The sequence below is a fragment of the Listeria goaensis genome (genome assembly GCF_900186125.1).
GTDB classification, from domain to species: domain Bacteria; phylum Bacillota; class Bacilli; order Lactobacillales; family Listeriaceae; genus Listeria; species Listeria goaensis.
Genome location: NZ_FYBQ01000004.1, coordinates 20,300 through 44,665, shown reverse-complemented (window position 1 = coordinate 44,665; position 24,366 = coordinate 20,300). Strand labels below are relative to the sequence as shown.

Genomic DNA, 24,366 nt, shown 5'->3' with positions numbered 1-24,366 from the left:
AGTGTCAAATTAGTTTGCTGGAAGGGGATAAGAATGTCAAATGAAATGAGGCTTTTTTCTGTAACAAATGAACGGCCGCTTGCGGTTAAAGTTTCAAAAGCACTAGGCGTGCCGCTTTGTGAGATTGAGTTGCAAAAATTTAGTGATGGCGAAGTTAAAATCAACATGAGAAAGCGTTCGCGGAACCAATTGTTATGTACTCCAGTCGGCGAATAGCAATGTAAATGAACGCCTTATAGAAATGCTTATTATGATTGATGCATTAAAACGTGCTTCAGCGCATTCGATAACCGTTATTATGCCCTATTATCCTTATGCTAGGCAGGACAGAAAAGCACGAAGCAGAGAGCCGATAACGGCCAAATTAATCGCTAATTTACTGCAACAGGCTGGTGCAACAAGACTTATTTCAGTTGACTTACATGCTGCACAAATCCAAGGTTTCTTCAATATCCCAATCGATCACATTTCGGCTGTACCACTTTTAACCGCGCATTTGGTTGAAAAATATGGAAACGACGATGTGGTGATTGTGGCGCCAGACCACAGCGGAGTTGTTCGTGCTCGCCGAGTGGCCGACAAAATGAATGCGCCAATCGCGATTTTAAACCGAAAACCGCGTCCAGACGAACGTGAAATTTCAAGTATAATCGGCGATGTAGCCGGCAAGCTTGCCATTGTCGTAGACGACATTATTGATACCGGATATCGAGCAACTACTTCCGCTGAAAAATTGCTTGAAAATGGCGCTACAGGAGTTGTAACTTGTGCCACTCATGCTGTTTTAGCAGGAGACGCAGCAGAACGGCTTGCTAGTTCGCCGATACAAGAACTTGTGTTAACAGAAGCCATTGATATTCCAGAAGAAAAATGGCAAGATAAAATGACATTGATTACAATTGGTGAGATATTAGCAAGGGCGATTTCAGGCGTGCAAGAAAATCGCTCGCTTCATCCGCTTTTTTAGATTAAAAGGAGTTGGCGTAAGATGATAGACATTCATTGCCATATATTACATGGAATTGATGATGGCCCTAAACGTATAGAAGTGAGCTTGGAAATGGCTAGGCAAGCTGTAGAACAAGGTTTCAATGACATAATTGCAACGCCCCATCATCTAAAAGGAAAATTTGTTAATCCAGGCGATGCAGTCAAGGCGCAAGTGGAAGCGTTCAATGAGATTCTTTTTGCGGAGCGAATCCCGCTAACCGTTCACCCAGGTCAGGAAGTCCGCATTCACGGTGAAATGCTTGAAGGGCTATCAGACGGTTCGGTGCTAACGCTTGGCGGAACGAAGTATATCCTAATCGAATTCCCGACAGACTCCATCCCCCTTTTCACCCAAGAGTTGTTTTTTAATTTACAAATGAAAGGCTATATACCAATTATTGCGCATCCCGAGAGAAATCGGGAGGTCATGCGTGATTTAGAAAGTTTGTATGAGCTGGTTGATGCGGGGGCGTTTGCGCAGTTAACGTGGGGTTCTTATATGGGAGCGATAGATAAAAGTATTAAGAAGCTGAGCGACCAGTTGATAAAAGCTAATCTCGTGCACTTTATTGCAACAGATGCGCATTCATATGCGGGACGTTCGCTGGATATGCGAGATGGGCTCCAAAAACTTCGTCGAATAGAGGGTCGAGAAAAAAGCAATTACTTTTTAAATAACGCGAAAGCGCTCTTGAATGATAAAGTATTCAATCCTTATGATCCAATTGAGCTAAAGAAACGATTTTTCTTCTTTTGATAGTTCTTGCCTGCGCATGAATGACATGCTGACAGAATGCACATGCATTCTGTTTTTTTGTGCTTTGCGGTATAATAAAATAAAATGACGAGAAGGGTTGGGATGCAGATGATAACGATTGGTTTGACGGGGTTTAGTGACCATGACTCTTTAAATCTTTCCAATAAACATAAATTAGTCGATTATGCGGCGCATTTTCCGCTTGTTGAGATTGATACTAGCTTTTATGCCATTCCGTCACCACGTACGACAGCGAATTGGGTAAATGATACGCCAGAACAATTTTTCTTTGTCGTCAAGGCTTTTAGCGCCATGACAACGCATAAAAAATGGCAAGATTATTTTGATTCGGAAATTGAAATGTATCGTCGTTTCATGGATGCCATCGCACCAATAAGTGAAGGTGGAAAATTAAAAGCCGTGTTATGCCAGTTTCCGCCGTACTTTAATTGCACAAGGGAAAATGTGGCTTATTTACGCCATTTAGCCAAACAAATGGGAGATTTACCTGTTGCCGTTGAGTTTAGAAATGCAAGTTGGTACAGCGAAGCGAATAAAGAAAAAACGCTCGCTTTTTTAAAAGAATTGAATTTGATTCATGTCGTAGTGGATGAGCCGCAAGTTGGTTCGGGCAGTGTCCCTATCGTGCTACGCGGAACGAATAAGGATGTAACTTTAGTTCGCTTACACGGTCGAAACCAATATGGTTGGATGAAAGCGAACAGCCCAGAGTGGCGAGAGGTACGAACGCTCTATCGTTATAACGAGGAAGAAATTTCTGAATGGGCGAAATATGTATCACATTTACAAAAAGAATCAGGCGAGGTTGTTGTCATTTTCAATAATAACAGTGGCGGTGATGCAGCAGATAACGCCAAGCATTTACAAGAAAAAATGAAAATCGAATACACTGGTCTAGCGCCAATGCAAATGGACCTATTTTCAGAATAAAAAAACGGAAGTGGACAAAGTCCGCTTCCGTTTAATCTGATTGCACGTGTTGTTTTTAAATTTTATGCATCGCCCTCTAAAACTTTTACTTCACCGCGCAAAGTTTGAATTTTCACCGTAGCGTTTTTTGCATTGTCCTGCCATAAAAAATCAGATGTCACTTGGCCATGCGGCGCAACAATTTGGAATTTCTCTTGATGATAATCATTTGAAAGCGTCATTTTGATTAGCCCATTTTCACTCTTAATATTCATATTTCCGCTAACCGCATTTTCCTCCACAATAATATCACCGTTTTTACTCTCCACAATTTGCTCGCCGTAATTAGCTCTTAAAATACTTTTTCCGTTTAAAGAAGTTAAAAATAGTTTTCCTTCGAGCTGTTCAATGATGTTTGTTCCATTTTGAGAATCAATCGTAAGGAGGCCAGACTTGATGCGTGTAGTAATCACTTTACCGGAAGTATTGTCAATTTCACCTTTTTCCGCTTTTTGCCTGTGAACTTGTGACATGCCATCCGAATTGTGAAGCGAAAAGTCACCAGTGGAATCCTTAACAATTTGATTGCCGGAACTAGAAACTAACGCGATATTTCCTGTCCAGTTCGTCAAATCAGTTCCAGCCGAATTGGTTGTGATTTTTGCGTTTTTAAAGGCACTTTGCTCTCCTACAAAATCCCCATTGCTAAGCCGAATCGAAAGACCTTCGCCCGTTAATTCATTGATGTGGACATTACCGTTGTTTAATTTTGCCGAAAGGGTTTTAAAAGAATAATCTTTCGGAACTTTAACGCGCACTTTTTGCGTGCCATATGCGGGAAGGTGCCAGCGCTCTAGCCACGTCCGAAAAGTCCCAATCTTAATTTCCGTACTGTTTTTTGAAGAAGTTGGTTTTAAATCTTGAATTTCCCGATTCGAAAGCTTGCCGGAAATAGTAACGGTGGGCTTTTCGACATCGGCTTCTTCAATGTTGATTGCCACATTTTTCTCGCTAGAAAGGTCTAAATTAGCAAATTCTTCATTGGTAAATTGCCAGTTATTCGTATAATTTTTGCCGCTATCTTGAAAATTTTGCGTGAATAGGCAGAACAAAATCCCGATGCCGCCAACAATTAAAAAGATACTACTAACCCAAACATGTTTTTTCATAAAAACCGCCCTCTTCGTGTTGTGTAAATGAACCACAATTGTCTGATGCCAAGAATTGTTATATATAAAACGCCGATTGCGAATAATAAAATAAAGATTTGGAACAGAATGATTTGTCTAAAGAAGATGATATCTGCAAGTAAGAGAAAAATGCTGACAAAACTACTTAAACAAATGATTCCAAGTAAGAGAAGCCCACCTATAAAGAGAAATTGAATGAAGAATCTTTTCCAAAAGCCTTTTAAAGCAAGTTGCTCATAAGCTTTTTGCTCGAGTGGGACAACGCTATTCGCTTCCAAATAAGCTTCAGCAATTTGACTAGGTTTCCCTAGTTCTTCTAAGATTTCAGCTTCCGTTTTTCCTTCTAAGCGTGCGTTATCTAAGTATTCTTCGTAATATTGAATAAGTTCTTCTTTTTCTTCTTTAGGTAAGCCAGAAAATGCTTTATCTAATTCTTTAAGGAATTGATGTTTAGTCATTGATATCCGCTTCCTTTCGTAGTTGGTTAAAACTTGTGACGAACTCATCCCATTCTTCGAGCATATCTTCTAAGTAAATTCGACCTGTGTTCGTAATATGATAATATTTTCGAGACGGTCCGTTAGGGGATTCTTGCAAATAGGTAGAACAATAGCCCTCTTTTACAAGTCGTCTTAGTGATGGATAAAGAGCTCCCTCGGTAATTGGAATATAACTATTTACTTGTTGCGTCAAATCGTACCCATAACGATCTGTCTTTTGTAATAAGTAAAGGACACAAATATCGAGAACTCCTTTTTTAAATTGTGCGGATGAGCGCATTTTCTTTCCTCCTACATTCGCTATTCACTTTTTTATATTAGTTAAGAACATCTCTAAGTATAGCATTTTCAACGGTTTTGTACAAATGAATATTCACTACTATAAAAAAAATAGTAGAAAAAGCTTGACGAATAAAAGGGTAGTGTATATACTAAGTTTAGCTAGTATAAATAAAACAATACTACATAATTTATAGGACAAAGGAGAAATGAGACATGAACAAATTTGTAAAAGTAACAGCAATCACAGGGCTAGCCTTAACGATAGGTGTAGCAACGCTAGCTCCAACAGTATCCGAAGCAGCGACAGTACCGGGGAAAATTGTTTATCAAGATGCGTATAAGAAAGTTGTTGAATTTAGTAAAGCTGATGTAGAAAAAATTACAGGTATCAAACTTACAACAGCGAATATCACAAAAGTTTACAACCAATTTAAAGTAGCTAAAACTTGGGAAAATGCTGGCTTCACGAAAGCTCAAGCGAAAGTAATTGCTTCAAGAGCATCTTCTATAAGCTACGCTAACCAATTAAAAGGTATTCTAACTTCGATTTCTAAAGGAGAAAAAGTAGGTCTTAAAGTCATTTATGTGGCTAACAACTGGACAACGCAAGTGAACTTTGGAACATATTCAACGGCTACAGTAGTTCCAACACCAGCCCCAACTCCTGAAAAAGAAGAGGAAGCTGCAACACCAACTCCTGATAAAGATACAACAAAAGCAACTGCTTTAAAAATTAAAGATTTAGAAGTTGAAATTGAGTATAAAAAGAAAGATGTTGAAATTGATTACGAAGTGAAAAGTAATGGTAAAGTGGAAGCGGAATACAAAAATGAATTCACTGGTCAAAAATTAAAAGGTAAAGATGCACAAGTTGCTATCGAAAAAATCTTTAACGGCTTCGATTTCCAAAACAAAAATAAAACACAAATCATTAATCATGTAACATCTAAATTAAATCTTAAAAAAGACTTTGAAAAATTCGAGTATGAAGTCAAACAAACTAACAATGCAAAATTTGAATTTAAAGTTAAATAATTCTGTGGAGTCCCGTTTATTCGGGCTCCATTTTGCATGATATAAAAGGAGAGTAGAACATGTTACAAAAAAAATATGTGAAAGCAGTTTGTATGGTTTGCTTCCTCGTAATGCTATCCATTTTATTTCAGCCCTCAGCTAAAGCAACTGCGCCATCAACTTTCAATAAAGTGCAAGAGGTTGCGATTCAGAAAAAAATTGCTGCGATTCGCGCGAAAGTAAAAGTAAAAGTGGATACAACACATGTGAAAAAAGTGGAAGAGAAAAAAGTGGCTACTGAGAAAGCTGCAGCAGCGAAGAAAGAGCAAGAAGCTCGTGAGGAGGCAGCAGCAAAACAAGCGGAACAGTCTAAACAAGCTGCAACTTCAAATGGTCAAGAAAGCCAGTCAGGAACAGAAAAGAGTGCTGAGTCTAAATCGTCTTCAAGTACGCAAAGCGAACAGCCAGATGCGACTACAGGTGCGAGCCAAAGTGGAAGAGAAATTGGGGAGAAAAATCGTGAATATGGAAATCAATTAAGCGATCCTAATCTTTCGGATGCAGAGCGTCAACGCATTATTGAAGAAAAGAAAAAATATAATCAAAGCCATCGTTAGGAGAATAAAATGAAGAAATATTTCTTTTTAGTGATTTTGGGTGCCATTTTCCTCGTGCTTGCAGGATGCAAACAACCAGAAGATGCTAAAAAAGCTGGTGATGCACTCATACAAAGTTATATTTATGAGGAATCGACGCCTGAATTAAAAGCGATTTTTGGAATTGATGATGCAAGTATGATTAAAGAAAATCAAAATACATTTGTATCATCTATTCAAGAACAATTTCCAGATAAGTCGAAGTCAGAGCTGGAGGACTTTCAGCAAGAGGTACAAAAACATTTAGAAAAGGTGAGTTCCTATTCGATTAAAGTTGAAGATGAAAGCAGTGAAAAGGCGACTTTGATGATTGCTGTAAAAGGGCTAGACACGGATAGTGGGACTGTCAATAAAGAAATCGAAAAATTGATTAATCAAACAGAACAGAAAATTACGGCAGATAGTTCGGAAGAAGAGTTGAATGCGGTGATTAACGAAGTGAGTTATAAGTCGCTTGAAACGATGTACTTAGAAAGCCCTGCTGAAGAAAAGGCGGTAACAGTTAAACTTGAACTGGAGCAAAATCCTGATGATAAAGAAAAATGGCAGATTGTTAATGAAGACATCTTCTTCAAAAATATTTATGAAGCATTTGGATTATAAATAAAAATGAGATTTCCTAAAACGCGGAAATCTCATTTTTTTATCCTTTACCAATTAAAAAGCTGATTAACAAGATGAAAAGGACAATACCGGTAATGCCAACATATAAATAATCTTTTTCTTTTAAAAAAGTAAAGAGGGAAACGATAACGCGAAATACGGGCGTGAAAATCAGGCAGAGCAGTCCAAACATCATAATCGCAAATGGTTTTAATGCGGCAAGTCCAGAAAAAATCGCTGTGAATGATGTTGGATAGGTTGACCCAGGATAGCCGCTTTCGCCAGTGACCATGTAAAGACCGAGGCCTAAAATTATAATTGCTGCGCTGACTAAAACACCGATGCGAAGCAGTCCGCCGACGATAATTTCAACGTGATACATTTCTTCTTCTTTTTGTTTATCGCTCGCCAATTAAATCCACCCCAATCCTTCAAGAATCATTTGGATAGCAACGTATAAAAGCACTGGGATGAAAACGATGCGAATGACTTTGCTTTTTAGGCGTTGCATAACGCGCGTTCCAATTGTGGCGCCGATTAAAACGCCGATGGCAACTGGGGCCGCAATGGTTGGATCGATGTCGCCCTTGAATAAGTATACGGTCGCGCTTGCGGCAGCGGTCACGCCCATCATAAGGTTGCTCGTTGCACTGGACACTTTAAGCGGCATTTTCATGAAGACGTCGAGTGCCATGACTTTAAACGCACCACTGCCGATTCCAAGTAAGCCGCTTGCGACGCCGGCTCCGTACATGACGCCAAACCCTGCTTTTACGTTTGCAACATTGTACGGAATTTCTTTTCGAAGCGCCTTGTCGTAATAACTATCGTGGAGTTTCAATTTGGTAGCGATAGAATCTTTTTCTACGTTGACAGGAAATTCGGAACCTACTTTTTTAAACATATTATAGCTGGAATAAAGGAGGAGTAGACCGAAAATAATATAGAGCGCGGTTGCGGATAGCAGTCCGCCAACGAAGGCCCCGGTTATTGCGCCGATTGTGGTGGCGATTTCTAAAAACATGCCGACGCGGAGATTTGTGATGTGATCTTTTATGTAAGCAATCGCGGAGCCACTGCTGGTCGCGATGACGGAAATAATGCTTGCGCCGATTGCATACTGAATGTCGATGCCAAAAATGAGCGTTAGCGCAGGTGTAATAATAATTCCACCGCCAAGCCCGAGAATTGACCCGAGTATTCCGGCAAAAATGGCGATAATCAGTATCATCATCGTTTGCGTGTCCATAAGTTCACTTCTTTCTGTTAGTCATCATCTTTTTATCATACGCCAAAAAAAGTAAAATGAAAAGAGCGGGAGCGGAGTTGCGTGTCAAAAACAGGATTTTAAGCTACAATAGAGGGAGAAAAAGGGGATGATGCTATGAAAAAACTCCAAATTTGGCATACGAACGATATCCATAGTCACTTGGAAAATTGGCCGCGAATCAAAACCTTTTTGGCTGAAAAAAAGGAAGAAAATGCGAGCGACAGCCTTTTGTTTGACATTGGTGATTTTTTGGACCGCGTTCATCCGTTAACAGAAGGCAGCGCGGGAAAAGCGAATGTGGAATTGCTAAATGAATTAGCGTATGATGCGGTGACAATTGGAAATAATGAAGGTACAACATTGTCCCATGAACAGCTTTCAACGCTTTATGATAATGCTAATTTTCCGGTCGTATGTGCGAATGTATATAGCGACGTGGCAAGAACAAAGCGAGTGGACTGGGCGTTGCCTTTTATTTATAAGGAAGTTAACGGGATTAAAATGGCGGTTATTGGTGTGACGGCGGCGTTTAGCGAGTATTATGAATCGCTTGGCTGGGGCATTAGAGAACCAATCCAGTGTATCCGCGAACAAATTGCGGCGCTTGATGCAGATACTGACTTCATCATTTTGCTTTCGCACCTTGGGTTGCCGTCCGATGAACAAATCGCAGTGGAAATTCCCGAAATTGACGTGATTTTAGGAAGCCATACGCATCATCTTCTTGAAAACGGGAAAACAATTGGCTCGACGCTACTTGCCGCGTGCGGCAGATGGGGCGAATATGTTGGAGAAGTGACCGTGACCTTCAGTGATGAAAACGCGGTTTTAGGGAAAACAGCTACAGTATACAAAACGGAGACGCTCCCCGCGCCAAATGATGAGGAGGCGCAAATTGCCGCCTTTTTTGAAAAAGGAAAAAATATGCTTTCTAAAAAAGTGGTTGCACTCCCTGAAAAGTTAGAGCATAATTGGTTTGGAGAGTCAAAAATCGCAGAGGTATTCTACGAGGCAGCTTGCGCTTTTAGCGGGGCGGATACCTTTTTAACGAATGCCGGAATTTATATGTCGGACCTTGAAAAAGGTGACGTAACCGCGTTTGACATCCACCAACTCTTACCGCATCCGCTGAATTTAATTGCGGTGACGCTTTCAGGGCAAGAGCTTGAAGTTTTAATTCAGGAAATCGTCCGTAAACAAGACGAGCTTAGAGAATTCCCCTTAAAAGGATTTGGCTTTCGCGGCGAAATTTTCGGTGCCGTTTTAATGAAACGCATGGGCTTTGACCCCACTTCTAGCGCGCCACTCTGGGACGGAAAACCCATTGACCCTAGTCGGAACTACCGAATTGTGACCCATGATACGTTCGTTTACGCACCATTTTTCCCGATTATTAAACAAGTAAAGAAAAAAGAAGTATATACACCGGAATTACTCCGTGATATTTTAACATGGCAGCTAAAAAAACTGTACGGGGAGGAAAAAGAATGATTACAATAGAAAAACAAGAATATGAACTGCTAACGAATTACCGTGAATGTTTCGATGAAGAAAAACTAATGGAACGCTTTAGCGATATTTTACTTCGCTATGATTATATCGTTGGTGACTATGGTTACGACCAACTGCGTCTAAAAGGTTTTTTTGAAGATAACAATCGCAAATCTACTTACGACAATAAAATTAGCACGCTAAAAGAATATTTATACGAATACTGTAATTTTGGCTGTGCATACTTTGTTTTGAAAAAAGTTAAGAAATAGAAAGGCGTTTTTAGTTTGAAACCATACGATGCGTATTTAATTGATTTAGATGGAACGATGTATCGCGGCGGAGCGGTGATTCCAGATGCGATTCCGTTCGTTAAAACGTTGAATGAAAAAAATATTCCACATTTATTTGTGACGAATAATTCAACGAAAACGCCTGAACAGGTGAGCGAACGCTTGAATGAAATGGGAATTCCAGCCACACCAGAGGATGTTTTTACTTCGGCGCAGGCGACAGCCGCATTTATGACGCAACAAACCGATGAACGAAGCGTTTTCTTCATAGGAGAAAAAGGGCTTGAAACGGCATTGTTTGATGCGGGATTTGAGGTGCAGACGGAGAACCCGGCGTTTGTCGTTGTGGGCATGGACACGAGCTTGACGTACGAAAAAGTGGCGACGGCAGTGCTTGCGATTCGCGGCGGGGCGCGGTTTATTTCGACGAATGCCGATGCGGCAATTCCGACTGAACGTGGACTTTTCCCTGGAAACGGCTCGATTACGGCGATGGTATCGGTTGCGAGTGAAACGGCGCCCACAATCATCGGAAAGCCCGAGCGAATTATTATGAATCAAGCGCTCGCGCGGCTTGGCGTAACGAAGGACGCCGCGATTATGGTTGGCGATAATTATGAAACGGACATTTTAGCGGGGATTCATGCGGAGATGGACACGCTTATTGTCCACACAGGTTTTACTTCCAAAGAAGCGCTGGCACAAAAGGAAATTCAGCCTACTTATGCGCTTTCTAGTTTAGCAGAGTGGCAATTTTAAGAGCGTTTTTGTGACGCTTTTTTACTTGGGAAAAAGGAGGGGTGAGCGTGGATATTTTGAATGACCTTTTTGTTGTATTTCTAATTGTAGCAACGGCATTTTTCGTAGCATCTGAGTTTGCCATTGTCGCGATTCGCAGGCCAACCGTTATAAGTCTTATCGAAAGTGGCAATAAGCGCGCAAAATACGTTGCACGCGTGACGCAAAATATGAACGATTATTTGGCGGCTTGCCAGCTTGGCAATACACTAGCAGCACTTGCAATGGGCTGGATTGGCGAAGAGACTATGCAAAAATTCCTTGCGCCAGTATTTGAATGGTTGCCGCTGCCGAGTTCGCTCGAAGGCCCCATCTCCATTTTTGTCTCGTTCATTCTCATCACATTTTTCAATGTCGTTCTAGGTGAACTAGCACCGAAAACGCTGACCATTCAAAGCACAGAAAAAGTGGCGCTCCTTATCGCGCGTCCGCTCGTATATTGGTATAAGTTAACTTTCCCGCTAAACTGGCTACTAAATCGCTCCGCCAACCTCATTACAAAACCTTTTGGGGCTAAAAATCAAGCGAATAGTGAGCAAATGACGCCAACTGAGTTAAAGATTATTTTCGAAGATAGCTACCGCCAAGGACTTTTAAATCAGCAAGAATTCAAATATATGAAAAATATTTTCAAACTTGCGGACGTCCCCGCAAATGAAATTATGATCCCCCGCCTGAAAGTCGCTACGATTGACGAAACGGCTACAGTTCTTGACTTACTAAAATTGACCGCCCAACATACGTATCACATTTTTCCAGTCACCGAAGAAAACAACAAAGATAAAATTGTCGGTATCCTTCAAGTGAGCGGTGTCATGGCAGGGCTTGGAGAAGACCAGAATATCCTAGGAAAATCAATTCGCCCCTTTATAACAGAAGCGCTTGAAATGTTTGAAGGTATTATGCTCGAAGAATTGCTTGTGAAAATGCAGGAGCGTGCGGCGGATTTCGCTGTTTTGACAGATGAGTACGGCGGGACTTCGGGCATTGTGACACTTGAAGACGTGATGGAAATTATTGTCGGCGATATGGAGGAAGCGAAAAATCCGAAAGGGATTCGCCGACTTGCAAAAAACCATTTTGTTGTGGAAGGCTCGGAACCGCTTGTTAGCGTAGAGGAAGTTTTAGGAATCGAACTTGTCGGGCAAGGCGTGCACACGTTATCCGGCTGGCTGTTTTTACAAAATTTCAATTTGGATAGCGGCGATGTCGTAGAAGAATCTGGCTGGCAATTTACCATTTTAGCGATGAACAAAAACTCCGTTCGGCAGGTGGAAATACGGAAATCTGCCAACTAAATTTGATTTCAACAATTCGCGATGTATGATAAAATACGGTTTAGGTGGTGCTTTGCAACATGAACAAATATTATCAAATCTATGAGGATTTAAAAACTAAAATTATAAATAATGAATATCAGCAACAGCTGCCTTCTGAAAGCCAATTGACTGAAAAGTATGGTGTAAGTCGAAATACGATTCGCCGAGCAATCGATTCGTTAATTAGTGATGGTTTAGTCGTGAGCAAGAAAGGCAAGGGTGTTTTTGTGCTGGAAAATCGTTCTTTTGAGTTTGCCATTAACGGTCTTGAAAGCTTTCAAGAAGTTATGGTGCGCACGAAGGAAAACTTCCAAACTGATGTAGCCTTGTTTGAACATATGATTGCTGATGAGCAGTTGGCAAACAAGAGCGGCTTTGCGCCTAATACTGTATTAACGCATATTAAGCGAGTACGTTCGCTCCAAAATGAACGGATTATTCTTGATGTGAATTATTTTGCGCGGGAGCTCATACCGGGATTAACCCCAGAAATTGCTCAAAAATCGATTTATACATTTATAGAAAAAGAGTTGGCGATTGAAATTGGTATTGCCAAAAAAAATATTGTGATTGAACGGGCAACAGCTGATGATTATGAACATCTTGATATGCTTGATTTTGATCTAGTTGCGGTTGTCCATAACTTTGTTTACTTACAAAACGGCGTATTATTTGAATATACTCAGTCAAGACATCGCCCGGACCGCTTTGTTTTTACCGACATTGCCCGGCGTTAAAAGCATACATTCAGTAATCATTCCCTATTATAAACGGGCTTTTACTGAATATATGCTTATTTTATTTATGCCTAAAATTATTTTCCACGCAAACTTGTTTAAACATGTTGACAATCATGTTCGAACAAGTTATAGTATTATGTAAAGGCTTTCAATTTAGGAGGGTAAAGTATGGGGAAATATACGGAACAAGCTGAGCTGTTGCTTGATTATGTTGGCGGAAAAGAGAATATTGTGTCATTAACGCATTGTGTGACACGACTTCGATTTGTTTTAAAAGATGAAAGCAAGGCTGATGTAGCAAAAATTGAGACGCTTGACGACGTGAAGGGAACTTTTACGAGTGCAGGACAGTTTCAAGTCATTATCGGAAATGCAGTTGCTGACTTTTATAAAGATTTTGCGGAAGTTAGCGGTGTTGAAAAAGTAAGTAAGGAAGAAGTAAAACAAGACGCTTTACAACATCAAAATATCGTGCAACGCCTAATTGCTAACCTGGCAGAAATTTTTGTACCAATTATTCCAATCTTATTAGCAGGCGGTTTAATTTTAGGATTGCGCAATATCATTGGTGAAATCAAATTTGATGGCGGTTTAACGTTAGCACAAATGTATCCATGGGTGGATTCGCTGAATGCATTCTTGTGGGTTCCCGGGGAAGCAATTTTCCATTTCCTCCCGGTCGCGATTTGTTGGTCTACTGTGAAAAAATTCGGTGGAACACCAGTACTTGGAATTACGCTCGGAATTATGTTAGTATCCCCGCAATTGCTGAATGCTTACGACTATGCAGCAGCTAATGCAGCAGGTGAAGTACCCGTTTGGGATTTCGGCTGGTTTGAGATTCAAAAAGTGGGCTACCAAGCACAAGTGCTACCAGCTTTAATTGGCGGTCTTGTCCTTGCCAAAATGGAAACGTTTTTAAACAAATATATCCACGATGCTTTAAAAATGGTCATTATTCCAATTACAGTTTTATTAGTTACGTTAGTATTATCCTATACGATTATTGGACCAATCTCACGAGAAGTAGGGAACGGCATTGCCTTCTTCTTTGAATGGTTGTTGACAGGGTCGTTCAGCTTCATTGGAGCGATTATCTTTGGTCTAGCATATGCGCCGCTTGTGATTACGGGATTACATCATACCTTTATTGCAGTTGATTTACAGTTGATTGCTAATCTTGGTGGAACAATGATTTGGCCGATGATTGCTTTAAGCAATATTGCGCAAGGTGCTGCCGCTTTTGCATGCTACTTCTTATACAAAGATTCGAAAACGAGATCAGTCACAACATCTTCAACTATCTCAGCTTGGCTTGGCGTAACTGAACCAGCCATGTACGGAGTCAACTTGAAATTCCGTTATCCGTTTTATGCTGCGATTATTGGATCTGCTTGTGCCGCCGTTGTATCCACTGTCAGCGGTGTAATGGCTAATGCTATCGGTGTCGGCGGATTGCCAGGAATTCTATCCATTCAACCGCAAGATTGGTTACCGTTCGCCATTGCAATGGTTGTAGCGATTGCGGTGCCGATGACGCTAACTTTTGTATTCCATAAAATGGCAGTGAAAAAAGCTGGCGGACAAGAAATAATAACGCCAGAGGATACAGATTTCGGTATGTAGAACAGATAAAATACCAAAAGGCATTTGATTGAAGAGAGGCTAAGAAATGAGTACAAATTTTAAACAATCTGTTGTTTATCAAATATATCCGAAAAGTTTTCAGGATAGTAATGGTGATGGCATAGGGGATATTCAAGGAATTATTGCACGTTTAGATTATTTAGAGGAACTAGGCGTTGATTATGTTTGGTTGACGCCGATATATGTATCGCCGCAGCGCGATAATGGCTATGATATTGCTGATTATTATAATATTGACCCCCAATATGGCACGATGGCTGACTTTGATGAATTACTTGCTAAAGCGCATCAAAAAGGAATAAAAATCATTATGGACTTAGTTGTTAATCATACTTCAACGGAACATGAGTGGTTTATACAGGCAAAAACGGGACGCGAGAATCCCTATTATGATTATTATATATGGCGCGAGCAAGCGAATAATTGGCAGTCAAAATTTGGTGGTAGCGCATGGGAATACAACGAGGGAACTGAAAATTATTACTTACATTTATTTGATGTGACGCAGGCTGACTTGAATTGGGAAAATCCGAAGTTGCGCGCAGAAATTTATCAGATGATGCGTTGGTGGCTTAAAAAGGGAATTGACGGATTTCGTCTAGATGTGGTCAATTTACTATCGAAAGATCAGCGCTTCTTAGATGATAGCCTATTATCGGCGACTGATGATGGCCGCAAGTTTTATACAGATGGTCCGAGAATTCATGAATTTTTACACGAAATGTATCAAGAAGTCTTAACCGACTTTCCAGATGCACTAACAACTGGAGAAATGTCCTCAACAAGTTTGCCAAGTTGTGTCGCTTATACGAATCCAGAGAATGAAGAACTAGATATGGTGTTTAATTTTCATCATTTAAAAGTTGATTATAAAGATAAAGCAAAGTGGACTAAAGCACCATTTAATTTTATTGAATTGAAACAATTATTTGCAGACTGGCAGACTGGCATGTATCAAGGCGGAGGCTGGAACGCATTGTTTTGGAATAATCATGATCAGCCACGCGCAGTAACGAGGTTTGGTAACGATGAAGAATATCGCTATGAAAGTGCAACAATGCTAGCCACAGTGTTGCATGGTATGCAAGGGACGCCCTATATTTACCAAGGGGAAGAATTTGCTACTGGTAATCCTGCTTTCCGTTCAATCGATGAGTATCGTGATGTGGAATCACTGAATGCCTATGAGAGGCTCAAAATGGCTGGAAATAGCGAACTAGAAACATTGGCCATTTTAGCGGATAAGTCGCGGGATAATGGTCGCACACCAATGACGTGGGATACGAGTGAGGCAAATGGTTTTACTGCAGGTACACCTTGGATTGGCGCCGGCAAAAACGCAACAACAGTGAATGCTGCGGCGGATCAGGCAGCGGCAAAGTCAGTGTTTAAATATTATCAGCAACTCATTAAGCTTCGTAAAACACAACAGATTCTTGCAGAAGGAGATTATCAACCGCTATTCCTTCACGATAACCAAATTTTTGCCTATACGCGGAATACAGCAAAGGGCCATTTATTAGTCGTTGCTAACTTTTATGAGCAGTCAGCGACCATCGACTTGCGCGAATTAACATGGTTAGACAAAGGCGGACAAGTATTGCTTGCTAACTACGAACAGGAAGGCCGAGCACTAAAAGGCACGCTTCAACTAAGACCATATGAAGCGCTAATAATATCAGATTAAAATAGTAAAAGCCTAGCAATCGCGAGCTGCTAGGCTTTGTTTCATTTCACTGCACAATATCATCGTGATAACTATGGGCAAGTCTACTCGCGGCCGCAGCTGCAATAGCTCCCACAATGTCGTCTAAAAAGGTGTGAACGTCTTGACCATTATGTTCATTCAGCCTTCCTAAAATGCCAGGTTTTACTTTATCAATATAGCCATAATTGGTAAAACCGATGGAGCCATAGACGTTAACAATGGACAACGCCAAAATTTCATCAACACCATACAAACCTTCATCGTTACTAATAATATTTTGTAGCGGCTGCATTAATTCGCCTTTTTCGGCTAAAATATCCAATTGAATGCCTGTTAAAATGGCATTTTGCACTTCGCGTTTACTTAAAACTTGTTCGACATTTTCAATACAAACCGATCGTTCTAACTTCGGATGATATTTTTTTTGTAGAAATAAAACTAAATCGGCGATGTCATCAATTGTTACGCCGCGTTCAGTCAGCATTGTACGCGCTTTTTGTTCTAAAACACTTTGTTTTTCTACCATGTAAAATTCCTCCTCGTACTAAAACGCGACAATCCGCATTGTCATCAGTCAGATTATGGCGCGGTTACGTTTCATTTAACATTTTCCTTAAAAAACTTGAACGACTTCTTTAAAGCCAAAAATTTTCTCTGAAAGTGTGAGTTCAATGCCCATTTTTAGAGTCATATCCGAACTGGGACAGGTTACGCAAGCGCCAAGAAGTTTAATTTTAACTATGCCATCTGGCGTCACATCAATAAGTTCATAATCGCCACCATCTCGGAGTAAATACGGACGGAACTTTTGTAAAGCTTTGTCAACTGCATCAAAACTAATTTCTTCCATACGCAAACAAAACTCCTTTTCAAGTGATATTCATTATTATAACAGGAGTGAAGGAGAGATGGAAGCACTTGACATAAAACATGCCCGCTCCTAAGGCTCAGAAAGGAACGGGCAAAACGCGGTAGGTAAAGCCGCGTAAGACTGGTTATTTAACCAGCCAAAAAGGGAGTGTTGTTATATAAACCGTGATTTTTCACGGAAACAACCAGTATTCATTTGCCGCTTTATCACCAACAAGCGTTAAAGTGACAGAATTGTTTTAATTATTATAATATACTGCTTAAACACTGTCAATGAATATCTAATCAGTAAAATTCACATTTATTCATTTGAAACAGAAAAGTCGATTTTGCTAGTTTTTTTTAGTACAATGTGTTTGAGGTGAGTTGTGATGGAAAATCAAGCGAAACTTTATGTGTATGGTTCTTCTGTTATTTGCGCGAGCTGTGTGGGTGCACCTTCTTCAAAAGAAACGGAAGAATGGCTACGTGCAGCTGTTTCGAGAAAGTTTCAAGATCAACCGTTTGAAGTTGAATATGTCGATATTTTTGACCCAGAGCAAGTTGACTCTAATGTAAGGGACTTAGCGAGGAAATTTGTCGATGAAGATTATATGTACCCCGTCATTGTGGTGGACGATGAAATTATTGCAGAAGGAAACCCAAGACTTAAGGATATTTATAAAGTGATGACTGATCGTGGCTATGTTCCGACGATGTAGAAAGACGAAGTGTGAAAGGCTTCCGTTGTAAAGAAAGGAAGTAAAAAAACGTGAATCCGATTGTGGAATTTTGCGTCAATAATTTAGCGAGCGGGGCACAGGAAGTCTATGAGCGTTTGAATGAAGATCCAAATTTGGACGTCGTGGAATATGACTGCCTCACCTACTGCGATTTATGTGCGACAAGTCTTTTTGCGCTTGTGGACGGCGAAGTGGTGCGCGGAAATGATGCCGCTGAACTATTACGTAACATTTATGCATTTCTTGAAGAAAATCCAATTTAAATAAATCAAAAGCCGAGGAAATCCTCGGCTTTTTTAGTGAATATAATTGGAGATAGGAGTTTGGCCATTTTGGAAAGTATAAATTTTCCTGTATGTGGTCGCCTCAGACAAAATAGCGCACGCAAATTGTGCGACATCAGCGCGGGTGATAGTAGCTTGGCCAAATTCGCTAGCATCGTCCACAAGCCCCGTAGGCGAGTCGTTTGTTAAAGTGACGGGACGCAAAATGGTGAAGTCTAACTGACTTGCTAACAGCGCATTGTCGGCATGACCTTTTGCGGTTAAGTAATTTGCGAGCGATGCGGGACCTTTTTCAGGTTCGCCAGCTAAAATGGAGCTGATTAGAATGAAACGCTTAATATTTTTTTCTTCGGCAAATTGAATGGCTTTGATGGCGCCATCTTGGTCAACGCTAATGGTTTTTTCGGGACCTGTATGCCCGCCAGAACCGGCGGCAAAAATGACGGCGTCGATTTCATCGTAAGCGTAGCTAAAATCTTTTTCTAAATCAGCAATAATGGGCTTGCCACCTAGTTTTTCTAATTCGTCCATTTGGCTTGCTTTACGAATCATGGCGCGCACAAAGAAACCTTTTTCCAGTGCCAACTCGCGCACAATTTGCTTTCCAATTTGACCGTTTGCTCCAATAACTAAAACATTCATAAATTGGCCTCCTTTTAGTTTTGGTAGTTGTCTTTTTCCCCTGACGGAGCAAAATAAAACTGAGGCTGAAAATTCTGAACAGTCTACACAAAATGTGAAAATTATGCTTACATTTGTTATTTAGGACTAAAAATAGGGTTTCTAGGGTATTTTACGTTTTGAAGCCTCGTTTTATGATACCATTTAATCATAGAGAAAAAAGAATATATGAGGTGATAAATTTGTTAAGGAGGATACGCGCAAAACTCAGAGAGAAAAAAGAAGAAAGTGCCACGATGGAACGTGAGTTGGCAGAGCTTAAGGTAAGAATGCGGAACATTCAGGAACAGATTTACAATGATAAAGATAGACGCTTAATTAAGCATCAATAAATAAAAAGATGATGAAAAGAAAGACACTATGATAGGGTTTTTACGAGTAAAAGGAACTTAGCTGAAGAGCTAGGTTCCTTTTTGGTTTAAGCGAACATGGATGTGGAGTGCATCGGTTGAACGCGTGCTGTCGGGTCGATGAAATTAATGGCATTATTGACGGCTGTCGGCGCTTCGCCAAATCCAGTGGCGATGAGTTTAACTTTGCCGTCATACGTACAAATATCGCCTGCGCTATAGATGCCGGGAATCGATGTTTCCATTTTTGAATTCACGACAATGGAGTTTCTTTCGATAGTTAGACCCCAGTCTTTAATAGGACCAAGTTGGCTCACGAAGCCGTAATTAACGATAAAATCATCAATTTCGAGCGTTTCTGTTCTAGAACCTTTTACTTCGTCTAAAACAATTCGTTCGATGCCCGCTTCTGTCCCGTGTAGCGCAGTTGGAATGAATGGGGTTAAAACTGTTACGGAAGACTTTTCAAGGTTTGCGACACTATGCTCATGCGCGCGAAACGCTCCACGTCTATGAATAATCGTAACTGATTTCGCGATAGGTTCAAGCATTAATGCCCAGTCGACTGCTGAATCACCGCCGCCACAAACAGCAACACGTCGCCCTTTAAAGCGATTTAAGTCGTTGATAAAATAGTGCAAATTCGCACCCTCAAATTGCTCCGCCTCTTTTAATTGAAGTTTACGCGGTTCAAACGCACCGTTTCCGGCTGTAATAATGATGGTCTTGCTATAATGAACATCTTTCGTCGTAGTAATTTCAAATGTGCCGTCCGCTTGTTTTTCCACTTGCAAAACGGCTTCTTCAAGACAAATACTAGGATTGAACGGTTGCATTTGCTCAGTTAAATTATTGATAAGTTCTTGGGCACGCACAGCTTTAAATCCGGGAATATCATAAATATATTTTTCAGGATAAAGCGCGGTTAATTGGCCACCTAGTTGGGGTAAACTTTCGATGATTTTCACATTGGCTTTGCGCATGCCGGCATAAAAAGCTGCGAAAAGTCCAACGGGGCCGCCGCCGATAATGGTTATATCATAAATTTTGGTTTTATCATCCAAAATAAACTCCCCTTTCAATCAAATAATATATCCATTCTAGCATAAAAAAATTAAAAGCGATGCAACTTTTGCTTAAAACCATATGTTTCGAATTTCACAATGTTGGGTAGGAGGACTATATGGGGGAAATTTCCAGTACACCATACCAATTTTTGTTAAAATATGAACAAAACGGTCTAAATAATTAGCAGTTGCATTTCAAGGTGTGAAAAATGACTGTACCACTTAGAAAGCCTTAAATGTACCAATTTTTCTAAGCATCAATTCTTGAAATACTTGCCTAAAACGTCTATCATAGAAACTATAAGTGGAACATTTCACTTAAGGTAGATTTTTAGCGCAATCTACATAAGAAACACGGAGAATATTCGCGATTTAATTTAGTTTGTGAAAAAAATATAAAGGGAAAGTAGATGTGATTACAGATGAATAAACCGAAAATCGTCATTCTAGGTGCTGGTTACGGTGGATTAAAAACGTTAAAGAAATTGCAAAACTCAAATGCAGATGCTGAACTTGTACTTGTAAACAAGAATGACTATCACCACGAAACGACTTGGTTGCATGAGGCAGCGGCAGGGACACTTGAACCTGAAAAACTCGTGTATCCCTTAGACAAAGTCATTGATCCAAGCAAAACCACTTTTATTCAAGATACGGTTGTAAAAATCAATAAAGAAGAGAAAACGGTGTCTTTAACGAATAATGGTGAGGTTTCCTATGATTATCTGTTAATTGGTTTAGGTTCGGAAGCTGAAACTTTCGGTATTGCTGGATTGAAAGAATATGCGTTAACGATTACGAGTGTGGAATCTGTTAAGAAAATTCGCGCCCACATTGAATCACAATTTGCGAAGTGGAAAACGGAGCAAAAAGACGAACTGCTAACGATTATCGTTGGTGGTGCAGGATTTACGGGCATTGAGTTCTTAGGGGAACTAACTAATCGTATTCCTGAACTTGTGAAAATGTATGACGTACCGCGCGAAAAAGTACGCATTTTCTGCTTGGAAGCATCGCCTAAAGTATTGCCACAATTTGATGCGAAATTAGTAGATTATGGCGTGGGCGTTTTGGAAGACCGCGGCGTAGAATTCTTAGTTGGGAAACCAGTAAAAGAAGCGACCGCAGAAGGCGTGAAATATGCTGCAAGTGAAAATGAAGTGAAAGAAATTAAAGCGGGCACAATTATTTGGGCAGCCGGCGTTCGTGGCAACAGTGTAATTGAAGCTTCTGGATTTGAACAAGGCCGCGGCCGTGTGAAAGTGAATAACAACTTAACTGTGCCAGGCAATGAAGAAATTCTTATCGTAGGCGATTGCTCACTAATCATTAACCCAGCCAATGATCGTCCGTACCCACCAACTGCACAAATCGCGATGCAACAAGCCGATATCGCGGCTATAAATTTAGCGAAACTTGCAACTGGCGACACGGATCTTGTTGATTTCGAGTATCACGAAAAAGGAACAGTTTGTTCTATCGGCGATAACGACGCCATCGGAATTGTGTTCGGCAAAAACTTAAAAGGCTACCCCGCATCTGTGATGAAAAAGGTTATCGATGACCGGGCACTGCTCCAAATCGGCGGACCTAGCGTGATGGTGAATAAAGGTAAGTTTAAGTTTTATAAATAGCAGCTATTACATTATCTAAATGAGTGAAACACTCCCTTTAAAGTAGATACTAGAAATCAAAAAATTCTAGTATCTACTTTAAAGGGAGTGTTTTTTAATGGGAGGTTAATATATATTGAAATTGTAGATGTGTTATTTTTGAAAATTAAAACTAGGAGGTATATACTTGAACAAATTTAGCATGAACTTTCTTTTGGTAATTACTGAGTTATTAGTTTACGGATATCTTGCTGTGCTTTTTATTTTTACAATTGCTGCTGGTTACTCGGGAAGGGTGTCAGGAGTTCTTGAAAATCATTATTCGACTTTGTTTACCGGGAATTTCTTGCTTCTTGCTACAAGTATTTTTATGGGTAGTATTGTCATTATTATTTTGAATGAGCTCTGGAAGCGAGCGGATAAAAAATCTGAAACAAGAAGTTAAAAAAATCACGAATTCAATACAGACAAGCCAATTAATTTATGGTATCGTATACATATGAGTAAATAAACCGAAATGAAAGAAAAAATTGTATTTAGGAATGAAGTAATTTTGTTATTCGTCGGATATTCAGGAGGTATTGTGAATTGTGTAACTGATTATGGGGTATTCCAAACGCAAAGACAATCATGTAGTACAAGTATTCTAAAGTACAAATGTGATATAAGTTTAGTAGGAGTGAGTTATGATGCCAGAAATTAAATCGAATCAAAGAGATGCTCAACAATTTGCTGATGATTTGAAAAGGAAGTGTGAAAAGCTACAAGAAACAAAAAAAATCACACCAAATGGATCATTTTCAACTGTTACACCAAGTGAAAAAATGAAAGAAGCTTTCAGTAATAGTTTGCTTTATACTGATCAATATGCCAGTTCCGTACAAGAAAGCATTGAAAGGATAATTCAGACAGCTACAACTTTTTCCGAGATGGATCACGAAATTGCTTCCGGGATGCGCTGGATTAAATAGAGGTGATTAAGTTGAATGATTTATTTGAGAAGCTAAAAATAATTCGCTATCAATTGCTAGTAGCAGAGGAAGAATATGAAAAACATGATGCAAGAATAGCAAAGTTGAAAGAAGCGCAGCAAGACTATCAGTTAGCTTTACGTAAAGGAAAGCAACTGTTTGACGAACTAGAATATTATTGGCAGGGTGAAGAAGCAAAGCATTTTATTTTTCAGGCAAAGGATGAACTATTTCAAGAAGAAAAAATGACAAATGAGCAGTTTTATGATTGTTATGATGAGATGAAAAGGGACAAGATACAATTACAAGAAAGTATAAGAGAGCTAGAAAAAAACTATAGAACTGAGGCGAGGGAGGATTAGTAATAAATGGGATTAAGAATTGATATGTCTGAGATTAATGAACAAATTAAAAGTATTGATGCCATTCTAAAACAAAAAAATGAAGCTAACAAACAGTTGAAAGCTACTTTCTCTAAGCTACATCAAATAGATTCTTTAAAGGGAAAAACTTATGAGAATATGAGAAATCACTTCATTAACATACATATACCTATCATAGACGGACTAATTGCAGCTAATGATGCCATTATAGATGCCAATCAAGTTTTTAAAGAACAATTTGCGGTACAAGTAGATAGTTCTCCATCAGCAAAAATTGATGCTGATAATATACAAAGCTTAGTTACTCAAATGAATTCATTATCTAATTATTTAAATGAAGCACAGTCAACTAATCAAAACTACATTGCAGTTTCACAAAATCGATTAATGAGAACGCAAGAAGTAATTGAACAAATTCAAAAGCTACATGATTTTGATTCGAGCTGTGCTCAACTATATGACTTATCTAATCAATTACTGGAGCATGTTTCAACAGGGATTTCTTATTTGAATAGTGGAAGCTATGATAATTCAACTCATTCATTTGTACCAGCTGTTGATGCGTCAATAAATTGGCTTAATAAGTTAAATAAGCTGAATGTCGTATCGAAAGCAGAAATCGATGCTATTGCGAAGAAAGTGCCTCATCTAAGTGAACGGGATATTAGTCGTCTTGATGCTTATATAGGCCAAAATCCAGGTAACCAGATTCCGGAGCCTATTATGAAATATTTGAAGGATAATAAAGACAGTATCTTGGCTGACACAGGTAATGAATTATTGCTATTTACAATTGAACAATCTGGAAAACTTGCTGGAGCAAAAACATTAGATCCAGGAGCTATTAGTTTTGGGAAAAGCTTAGGAAAAGTAGCGAAGTATGGAGGATATGCCTCGACAGCTGTTGGAATTGGGATCGGTACCTGGCAAGATGTGAATGATGGGAAAACAATTGGTCAAGGTATTGCCCATGGAACTTTTACTGCTGGAGCAGGATTAGGGGGGGCTGGATTGACACTTGTGGCATTTTCTAATCCAGGTGGCTGGGTAGCTAGCCTTGCTGTTGGTGTAGGGGTAGCGGTATCATATGGAGCAGATTGGGTATATCAAAATAACTTTTTGAAAATTCAAGACGGTGTTGACTATGTAGGTAATAAATTAGATGATTTTGGACAAGCTGTTGTAGAATCTGCTGATAAATTAGTAATAACCGGACCGATGTGGAAAGGGCGGTAAT

Annotated in this window: 29 protein-coding genes and 1 pseudogene; 21 read left to right on the top strand and 9 right to left on the bottom strand. The window is 39.8% G+C overall.

The annotated features are described in order from the left end of the window. Positions 1-33 precede the first annotated feature (33 nt). From CFT42_RS06500 to CFT42_RS06490, 3 genes and pseudogenes are all read left to right on the top strand, one after another. Positions 34-967, top strand: a pseudogene (locus tag CFT42_RS06500) (ribose-phosphate diphosphokinase). 21 nt (positions 968-988) lie between these two features. Next, positions 989-1,747 (top strand): tyrosine-protein phosphatase, encoded by a 759-nt coding sequence (locus CFT42_RS06495; protein ID WP_088809793.1) that lies wholly within the window; start codon positions 989-991, stop codon positions 1,745-1,747. A 108-nt stretch (positions 1,748-1,855) separates the two neighbouring features. Then, the gene (locus CFT42_RS06490) at positions 1,856-2,698 is read left to right on the top strand and encodes a DUF72 domain-containing protein (RefSeq protein WP_088815801.1); all 843 of its coding nucleotides are present in this window, start codon (positions 1,856-1,858) and stop codon (positions 2,696-2,698) included. 62 nt (positions 2,699-2,760) lie between these two features. Here CFT42_RS06490 and CFT42_RS06485 read toward each other — a convergent pair whose 3' ends face one another. From CFT42_RS06485 to CFT42_RS06475, 3 genes are read right to left on the bottom strand one after another with little or no spacing between them, the layout of a single operon-like run. Next, the gene (locus CFT42_RS06485) at positions 2,761-3,846 is read right to left on the bottom strand and encodes a DUF4097 family beta strand repeat-containing protein (RefSeq protein ID WP_088809794.1); all 1,086 of its coding nucleotides are present in this window, start codon (positions 3,844-3,846) and stop codon (positions 2,761-2,763) included. Continuing rightward, complete coding sequence (locus tag CFT42_RS06480; RefSeq protein ID WP_088809795.1) at positions 3,843-4,325, bottom strand: DUF1700 domain-containing protein; 483 nt, start codon at positions 4,323-4,325, stop codon at positions 3,843-3,845. The genes CFT42_RS06485 and CFT42_RS06480 overlap by 4 nt, the downstream gene beginning before the upstream one ends. After that, positions 4,318-4,647, bottom strand: coding sequence for a PadR family transcriptional regulator (locus CFT42_RS06475; RefSeq protein ID WP_088809796.1), 330 nt, complete (start codon positions 4,645-4,647; stop codon positions 4,318-4,320). Before CFT42_RS06475 ends, CFT42_RS06480 begins: the two co-directional genes overlap by 8 nt. 215 nt (positions 4,648-4,862) lie before the next feature. Between CFT42_RS06475 and CFT42_RS06470 the strand changes: the two genes are divergently transcribed. From CFT42_RS06470 to CFT42_RS06460, 3 genes are read left to right on the top strand one after another with little or no spacing between them, the layout of a single operon-like run. Further along, positions 4,863-5,684: a YusW family protein gene (locus tag CFT42_RS06470; RefSeq protein ID WP_088809797.1), complete on the top strand. Its 822-nt coding sequence runs from the start codon at positions 4,863-4,865 to the stop codon at positions 5,682-5,684. Between the two features lie 59 nt (positions 5,685-5,743). Beyond that, the gene (locus CFT42_RS06465) at positions 5,744-6,280 is read left to right on the top strand and encodes a hypothetical protein (protein WP_088809798.1); all 537 of its coding nucleotides are present in this window, start codon (positions 5,744-5,746) and stop codon (positions 6,278-6,280) included. A gap of 9 nt (positions 6,281-6,289) precedes the next feature. Then, positions 6,290-6,922, top strand: a complete 633-nt coding sequence (locus CFT42_RS06460; RefSeq protein ID WP_088809799.1) for a DUF5105 domain-containing protein — start codon at positions 6,290-6,292, stop codon at positions 6,920-6,922. A 40-nt stretch (positions 6,923-6,962) separates the two neighbouring features. On the opposite strand, the gene CFT42_RS06455 is transcribed toward CFT42_RS06460, so the two are convergent. Then, on the bottom strand, positions 6,963-7,304 hold the full coding sequence (locus CFT42_RS06455; RefSeq protein WP_088809846.1) for a DUF1634 domain-containing protein: 342 nt from the start codon (positions 7,302-7,304) through the stop codon (positions 6,963-6,965). Positions 7,305-7,334: 30 nt separating this feature from the next. After that, the gene (locus CFT42_RS06450; RefSeq protein ID WP_088809800.1) at positions 7,335-8,171 is read right to left on the bottom strand and encodes a sulfite exporter TauE/SafE family protein; all 837 of its coding nucleotides are present in this window, start codon (positions 8,169-8,171) and stop codon (positions 7,335-7,337) included. A gap of 135 nt (positions 8,172-8,306) precedes the next feature. On the opposite strand from CFT42_RS06450, the gene CFT42_RS06445 reads away from it, so the two are divergent. The 7 genes from CFT42_RS06445 to treC all read left to right on the top strand — a co-directional run bounded on the left by CFT42_RS06445 (position 8,307) and on the right by treC (position 16,167). After that, complete coding sequence (locus tag CFT42_RS06445; protein ID WP_088815749.1) at positions 8,307-9,683, top strand: bifunctional metallophosphatase/5'-nucleotidase; 1,377 nt, start codon at positions 8,307-8,309, stop codon at positions 9,681-9,683. Next, positions 9,644-9,955, top strand: a complete 312-nt coding sequence (locus CFT42_RS06440) for a YutD family protein (protein WP_369821464.1) — start codon at positions 9,644-9,646, stop codon at positions 9,953-9,955. Before CFT42_RS06445 ends, CFT42_RS06440 begins: the two co-directional genes overlap by 40 nt. Before the next feature lie 15 nt (positions 9,956-9,970). Beyond that, positions 9,971-10,735, top strand: coding sequence for a TIGR01457 family HAD-type hydrolase (locus CFT42_RS06435; protein ID WP_088815748.1), 765 nt, complete (start codon positions 9,971-9,973; stop codon positions 10,733-10,735). Positions 10,736-10,782: 47 nt separating this feature from the next. Then, positions 10,783-12,072 carry a hemolysin family protein gene (locus tag CFT42_RS06430; RefSeq protein ID WP_088815747.1) on the top strand — a complete coding sequence of 430 codons (1,290 nt, stop codon included), beginning with the start codon at positions 10,783-10,785 and terminating at the stop codon, positions 12,070-12,072. 59 nt (positions 12,073-12,131) lie between these two features. Continuing rightward, positions 12,132-12,830: a trehalose operon repressor gene (gene treR / locus CFT42_RS06425; protein WP_088809805.1), complete on the top strand. Its 699-nt coding sequence runs from the start codon at positions 12,132-12,134 to the stop codon at positions 12,828-12,830. Between the two features lie 171 nt (positions 12,831-13,001). Beyond that, on the top strand, positions 13,002-14,459 hold the full coding sequence (gene treP, locus CFT42_RS06420; protein ID WP_088815746.1) for a PTS system trehalose-specific EIIBC component: 1,458 nt from the start codon (positions 13,002-13,004) through the stop codon (positions 14,457-14,459). Positions 14,460-14,505: 46 nt separating this feature from the next. Beyond that, the gene (gene treC, locus CFT42_RS06415; protein WP_088815745.1) at positions 14,506-16,167 is read left to right on the top strand and encodes an alpha,alpha-phosphotrehalase; all 1,662 of its coding nucleotides are present in this window, start codon (positions 14,506-14,508) and stop codon (positions 16,165-16,167) included. Positions 16,168-16,213: 46 nt separating this feature from the next. On the opposite strand, the gene CFT42_RS06410 is transcribed toward treC, so the two are convergent. Together CFT42_RS06410 and CFT42_RS06405 are read right to left on the bottom strand one after the other, a co-directional pair. Continuing rightward, complete coding sequence (locus CFT42_RS06410) at positions 16,214-16,714, bottom strand: phosphatidylglycerophosphatase A family protein (RefSeq protein ID WP_088809808.1); 501 nt, start codon at positions 16,712-16,714, stop codon at positions 16,214-16,216. Between the two features lie 87 nt (positions 16,715-16,801). After that, positions 16,802-17,038, bottom strand: a complete 237-nt coding sequence (locus CFT42_RS06405; protein ID WP_088809809.1) for a NifU family protein — start codon at positions 17,036-17,038, stop codon at positions 16,802-16,804. Positions 17,039-17,429: 391 nt separating this feature from the next. On the opposite strand from CFT42_RS06405, the gene CFT42_RS06400 reads away from it, so the two are divergent. Together CFT42_RS06400 and CFT42_RS06395 are read left to right on the top strand one after the other, a co-directional pair. After that, positions 17,430-17,759 carry a YuzD family protein gene (locus CFT42_RS06400; protein ID WP_088809810.1) on the top strand — a complete coding sequence of 110 codons (330 nt, stop codon included), beginning with the start codon at positions 17,430-17,432 and terminating at the stop codon, positions 17,757-17,759. A 50-nt stretch (positions 17,760-17,809) separates the two neighbouring features. Continuing rightward, entirely contained in the window at positions 17,810-18,043 is a 234-nt protein-coding gene (locus CFT42_RS06395) for a YuzB family protein (RefSeq protein ID WP_088809811.1), read from the top strand. Positions 18,044-18,076: 33 nt separating this feature from the next. Here the strand turns inward: CFT42_RS06395 and CFT42_RS06390 are convergent, their stop codons facing one another. Further along, positions 18,077-18,706, bottom strand: coding sequence for an SDR family oxidoreductase (locus CFT42_RS06390; RefSeq protein ID WP_088809812.1), 630 nt, complete (start codon positions 18,704-18,706; stop codon positions 18,077-18,079). Between the two features lie 221 nt (positions 18,707-18,927). Here CFT42_RS06390 and CFT42_RS14750 point away from each other — a divergent pair, with 221 nt between their 5' ends. Next, positions 18,928-19,077: a hypothetical protein gene (locus CFT42_RS14750; protein ID WP_159458153.1), complete on the top strand. Its 150-nt coding sequence runs from the start codon at positions 18,928-18,930 to the stop codon at positions 19,075-19,077. Positions 19,078-19,163: 86 nt separating this feature from the next. On the opposite strand, the gene CFT42_RS06385 is transcribed toward CFT42_RS14750, so the two are convergent. Further along, positions 19,164-20,159 (bottom strand): NAD(P)/FAD-dependent oxidoreductase, encoded by a 996-nt coding sequence (locus tag CFT42_RS06385; RefSeq protein WP_088809814.1) that lies wholly within the window; start codon positions 20,157-20,159, stop codon positions 19,164-19,166. Between the two features lie 425 nt (positions 20,160-20,584). On the opposite strand from CFT42_RS06385, the gene CFT42_RS06380 reads away from it, so the two are divergent. The 5 genes from CFT42_RS06380 (at position 20,585) to CFT42_RS06360 (ending at position 24,365) form a co-directional block, all read left to right on the top strand. Beyond that, complete coding sequence (locus tag CFT42_RS06380; RefSeq protein ID WP_088809815.1) at positions 20,585-21,796, top strand: NAD(P)/FAD-dependent oxidoreductase; 1,212 nt, start codon at positions 20,585-20,587, stop codon at positions 21,794-21,796. Between the two features lie 166 nt (positions 21,797-21,962). Then, complete coding sequence (locus CFT42_RS06375; protein WP_088815744.1) at positions 21,963-22,220, top strand: hypothetical protein; 258 nt, start codon at positions 21,963-21,965, stop codon at positions 22,218-22,220. Positions 22,221-22,461: 241 nt separating this feature from the next. After that, complete coding sequence (locus tag CFT42_RS06370) at positions 22,462-22,746, top strand: TIGR04197 family type VII secretion effector (RefSeq protein ID WP_088815743.1); 285 nt, start codon at positions 22,462-22,464, stop codon at positions 22,744-22,746. An 11-nt stretch (positions 22,747-22,757) separates the two neighbouring features. Then, positions 22,758-23,108 carry a DUF3958 family protein gene (locus CFT42_RS06365; protein WP_088815742.1) on the top strand — a complete coding sequence of 117 codons (351 nt, stop codon included), beginning with the start codon at positions 22,758-22,760 and terminating at the stop codon, positions 23,106-23,108. Positions 23,109-23,114: 6 nt separating this feature from the next. Then, positions 23,115-24,365: a T7SS effector LXG polymorphic toxin gene (locus CFT42_RS06360; protein WP_088815741.1), complete on the top strand. Its 1,251-nt coding sequence runs from the start codon at positions 23,115-23,117 to the stop codon at positions 24,363-24,365. Position 24,366 lies beyond the last annotated feature (1 nt).

Coding starts and splice junctions, on each gene's coding strand:
- CFT42_RS06475 (WP_088809796.1), bottom strand. CDS start 4,647: ATGCGCTCATCCGCACAATTTAAAAAAGGAGTTCTCGATATTTGTGTC.
- CFT42_RS06390 (WP_088809812.1), bottom strand. CDS start 18,706: ATGAATGTTTTAGTTATTGGAGCAAACGGTCAAATTGGAAAGCAAATT.
- CFT42_RS06400 (WP_088809810.1), top strand. CDS start 17,430: ATGGAAAATCAAGCGAAACTTTATGTGTATGGTTCTTCTGTTATTTGC.
- treP (WP_088815746.1), top strand. CDS start 13,002: ATGGGGAAATATACGGAACAAGCTGAGCTGTTGCTTGATTATGTTGGC.
- CFT42_RS06370 (WP_088815743.1), top strand. CDS start 22,462: ATGATGCCAGAAATTAAATCGAATCAAAGAGATGCTCAACAATTTGCT.
- CFT42_RS06470 (WP_088809797.1), top strand. CDS start 4,863: ATGAACAAATTTGTAAAAGTAACAGCAATCACAGGGCTAGCCTTAACG.
- CFT42_RS06465 (WP_088809798.1), top strand. CDS start 5,744: ATGTTACAAAAAAAATATGTGAAAGCAGTTTGTATGGTTTGCTTCCTC.
- CFT42_RS06440 (WP_369821464.1), top strand. CDS start 9,644: ATGGCAGCTAAAAAAACTGTACGGGGAGGAAAAAGAATGATTACAATA.
- CFT42_RS06410 (WP_088809808.1), bottom strand. CDS start 16,714: ATGGTAGAAAAACAAAGTGTTTTAGAACAAAAAGCGCGTACAATGCTG.
- CFT42_RS06455 (WP_088809846.1), bottom strand. CDS start 7,304: ATGTATCACGTTGAAATTATCGTCGGCGGACTGCTTCGCATCGGTGTT.
- CFT42_RS06460 (WP_088809799.1), top strand. CDS start 6,290: ATGAAGAAATATTTCTTTTTAGTGATTTTGGGTGCCATTTTCCTCGTG.
- CFT42_RS06495 (WP_088809793.1), top strand. CDS start 989: ATGATAGACATTCATTGCCATATATTACATGGAATTGATGATGGCCCT.
- CFT42_RS06405 (WP_088809809.1), bottom strand. CDS start 17,038: ATGGAAGAAATTAGTTTTGATGCAGTTGACAAAGCTTTACAAAAGTTC.
- CFT42_RS06360 (WP_088815741.1), top strand. CDS start 23,115: ATGGGATTAAGAATTGATATGTCTGAGATTAATGAACAAATTAAAAGT.
- treR (WP_088809805.1), top strand. CDS start 12,132: ATGAACAAATATTATCAAATCTATGAGGATTTAAAAACTAAAATTATA.
- CFT42_RS06480 (WP_088809795.1), bottom strand. CDS start 4,325: ATGACTAAACATCAATTCCTTAAAGAATTAGATAAAGCATTTTCTGGC.
- CFT42_RS06380 (WP_088809815.1), top strand. CDS start 20,585: ATGAATAAACCGAAAATCGTCATTCTAGGTGCTGGTTACGGTGGATTA.
- CFT42_RS06450 (WP_088809800.1), bottom strand. CDS start 8,171: ATGGACACGCAAACGATGATGATACTGATTATCGCCATTTTTGCCGGA.
- CFT42_RS06490 (WP_088815801.1), top strand. CDS start 1,856: ATGATAACGATTGGTTTGACGGGGTTTAGTGACCATGACTCTTTAAAT.
- CFT42_RS06485 (WP_088809794.1), bottom strand. CDS start 3,846: ATGAAAAAACATGTTTGGGTTAGTAGTATCTTTTTAATTGTTGGCGGC.
- CFT42_RS06445 (WP_088815749.1), top strand. CDS start 8,307: ATGAAAAAACTCCAAATTTGGCATACGAACGATATCCATAGTCACTTG.
- treC (WP_088815745.1), top strand. CDS start 14,506: ATGAGTACAAATTTTAAACAATCTGTTGTTTATCAAATATATCCGAAA.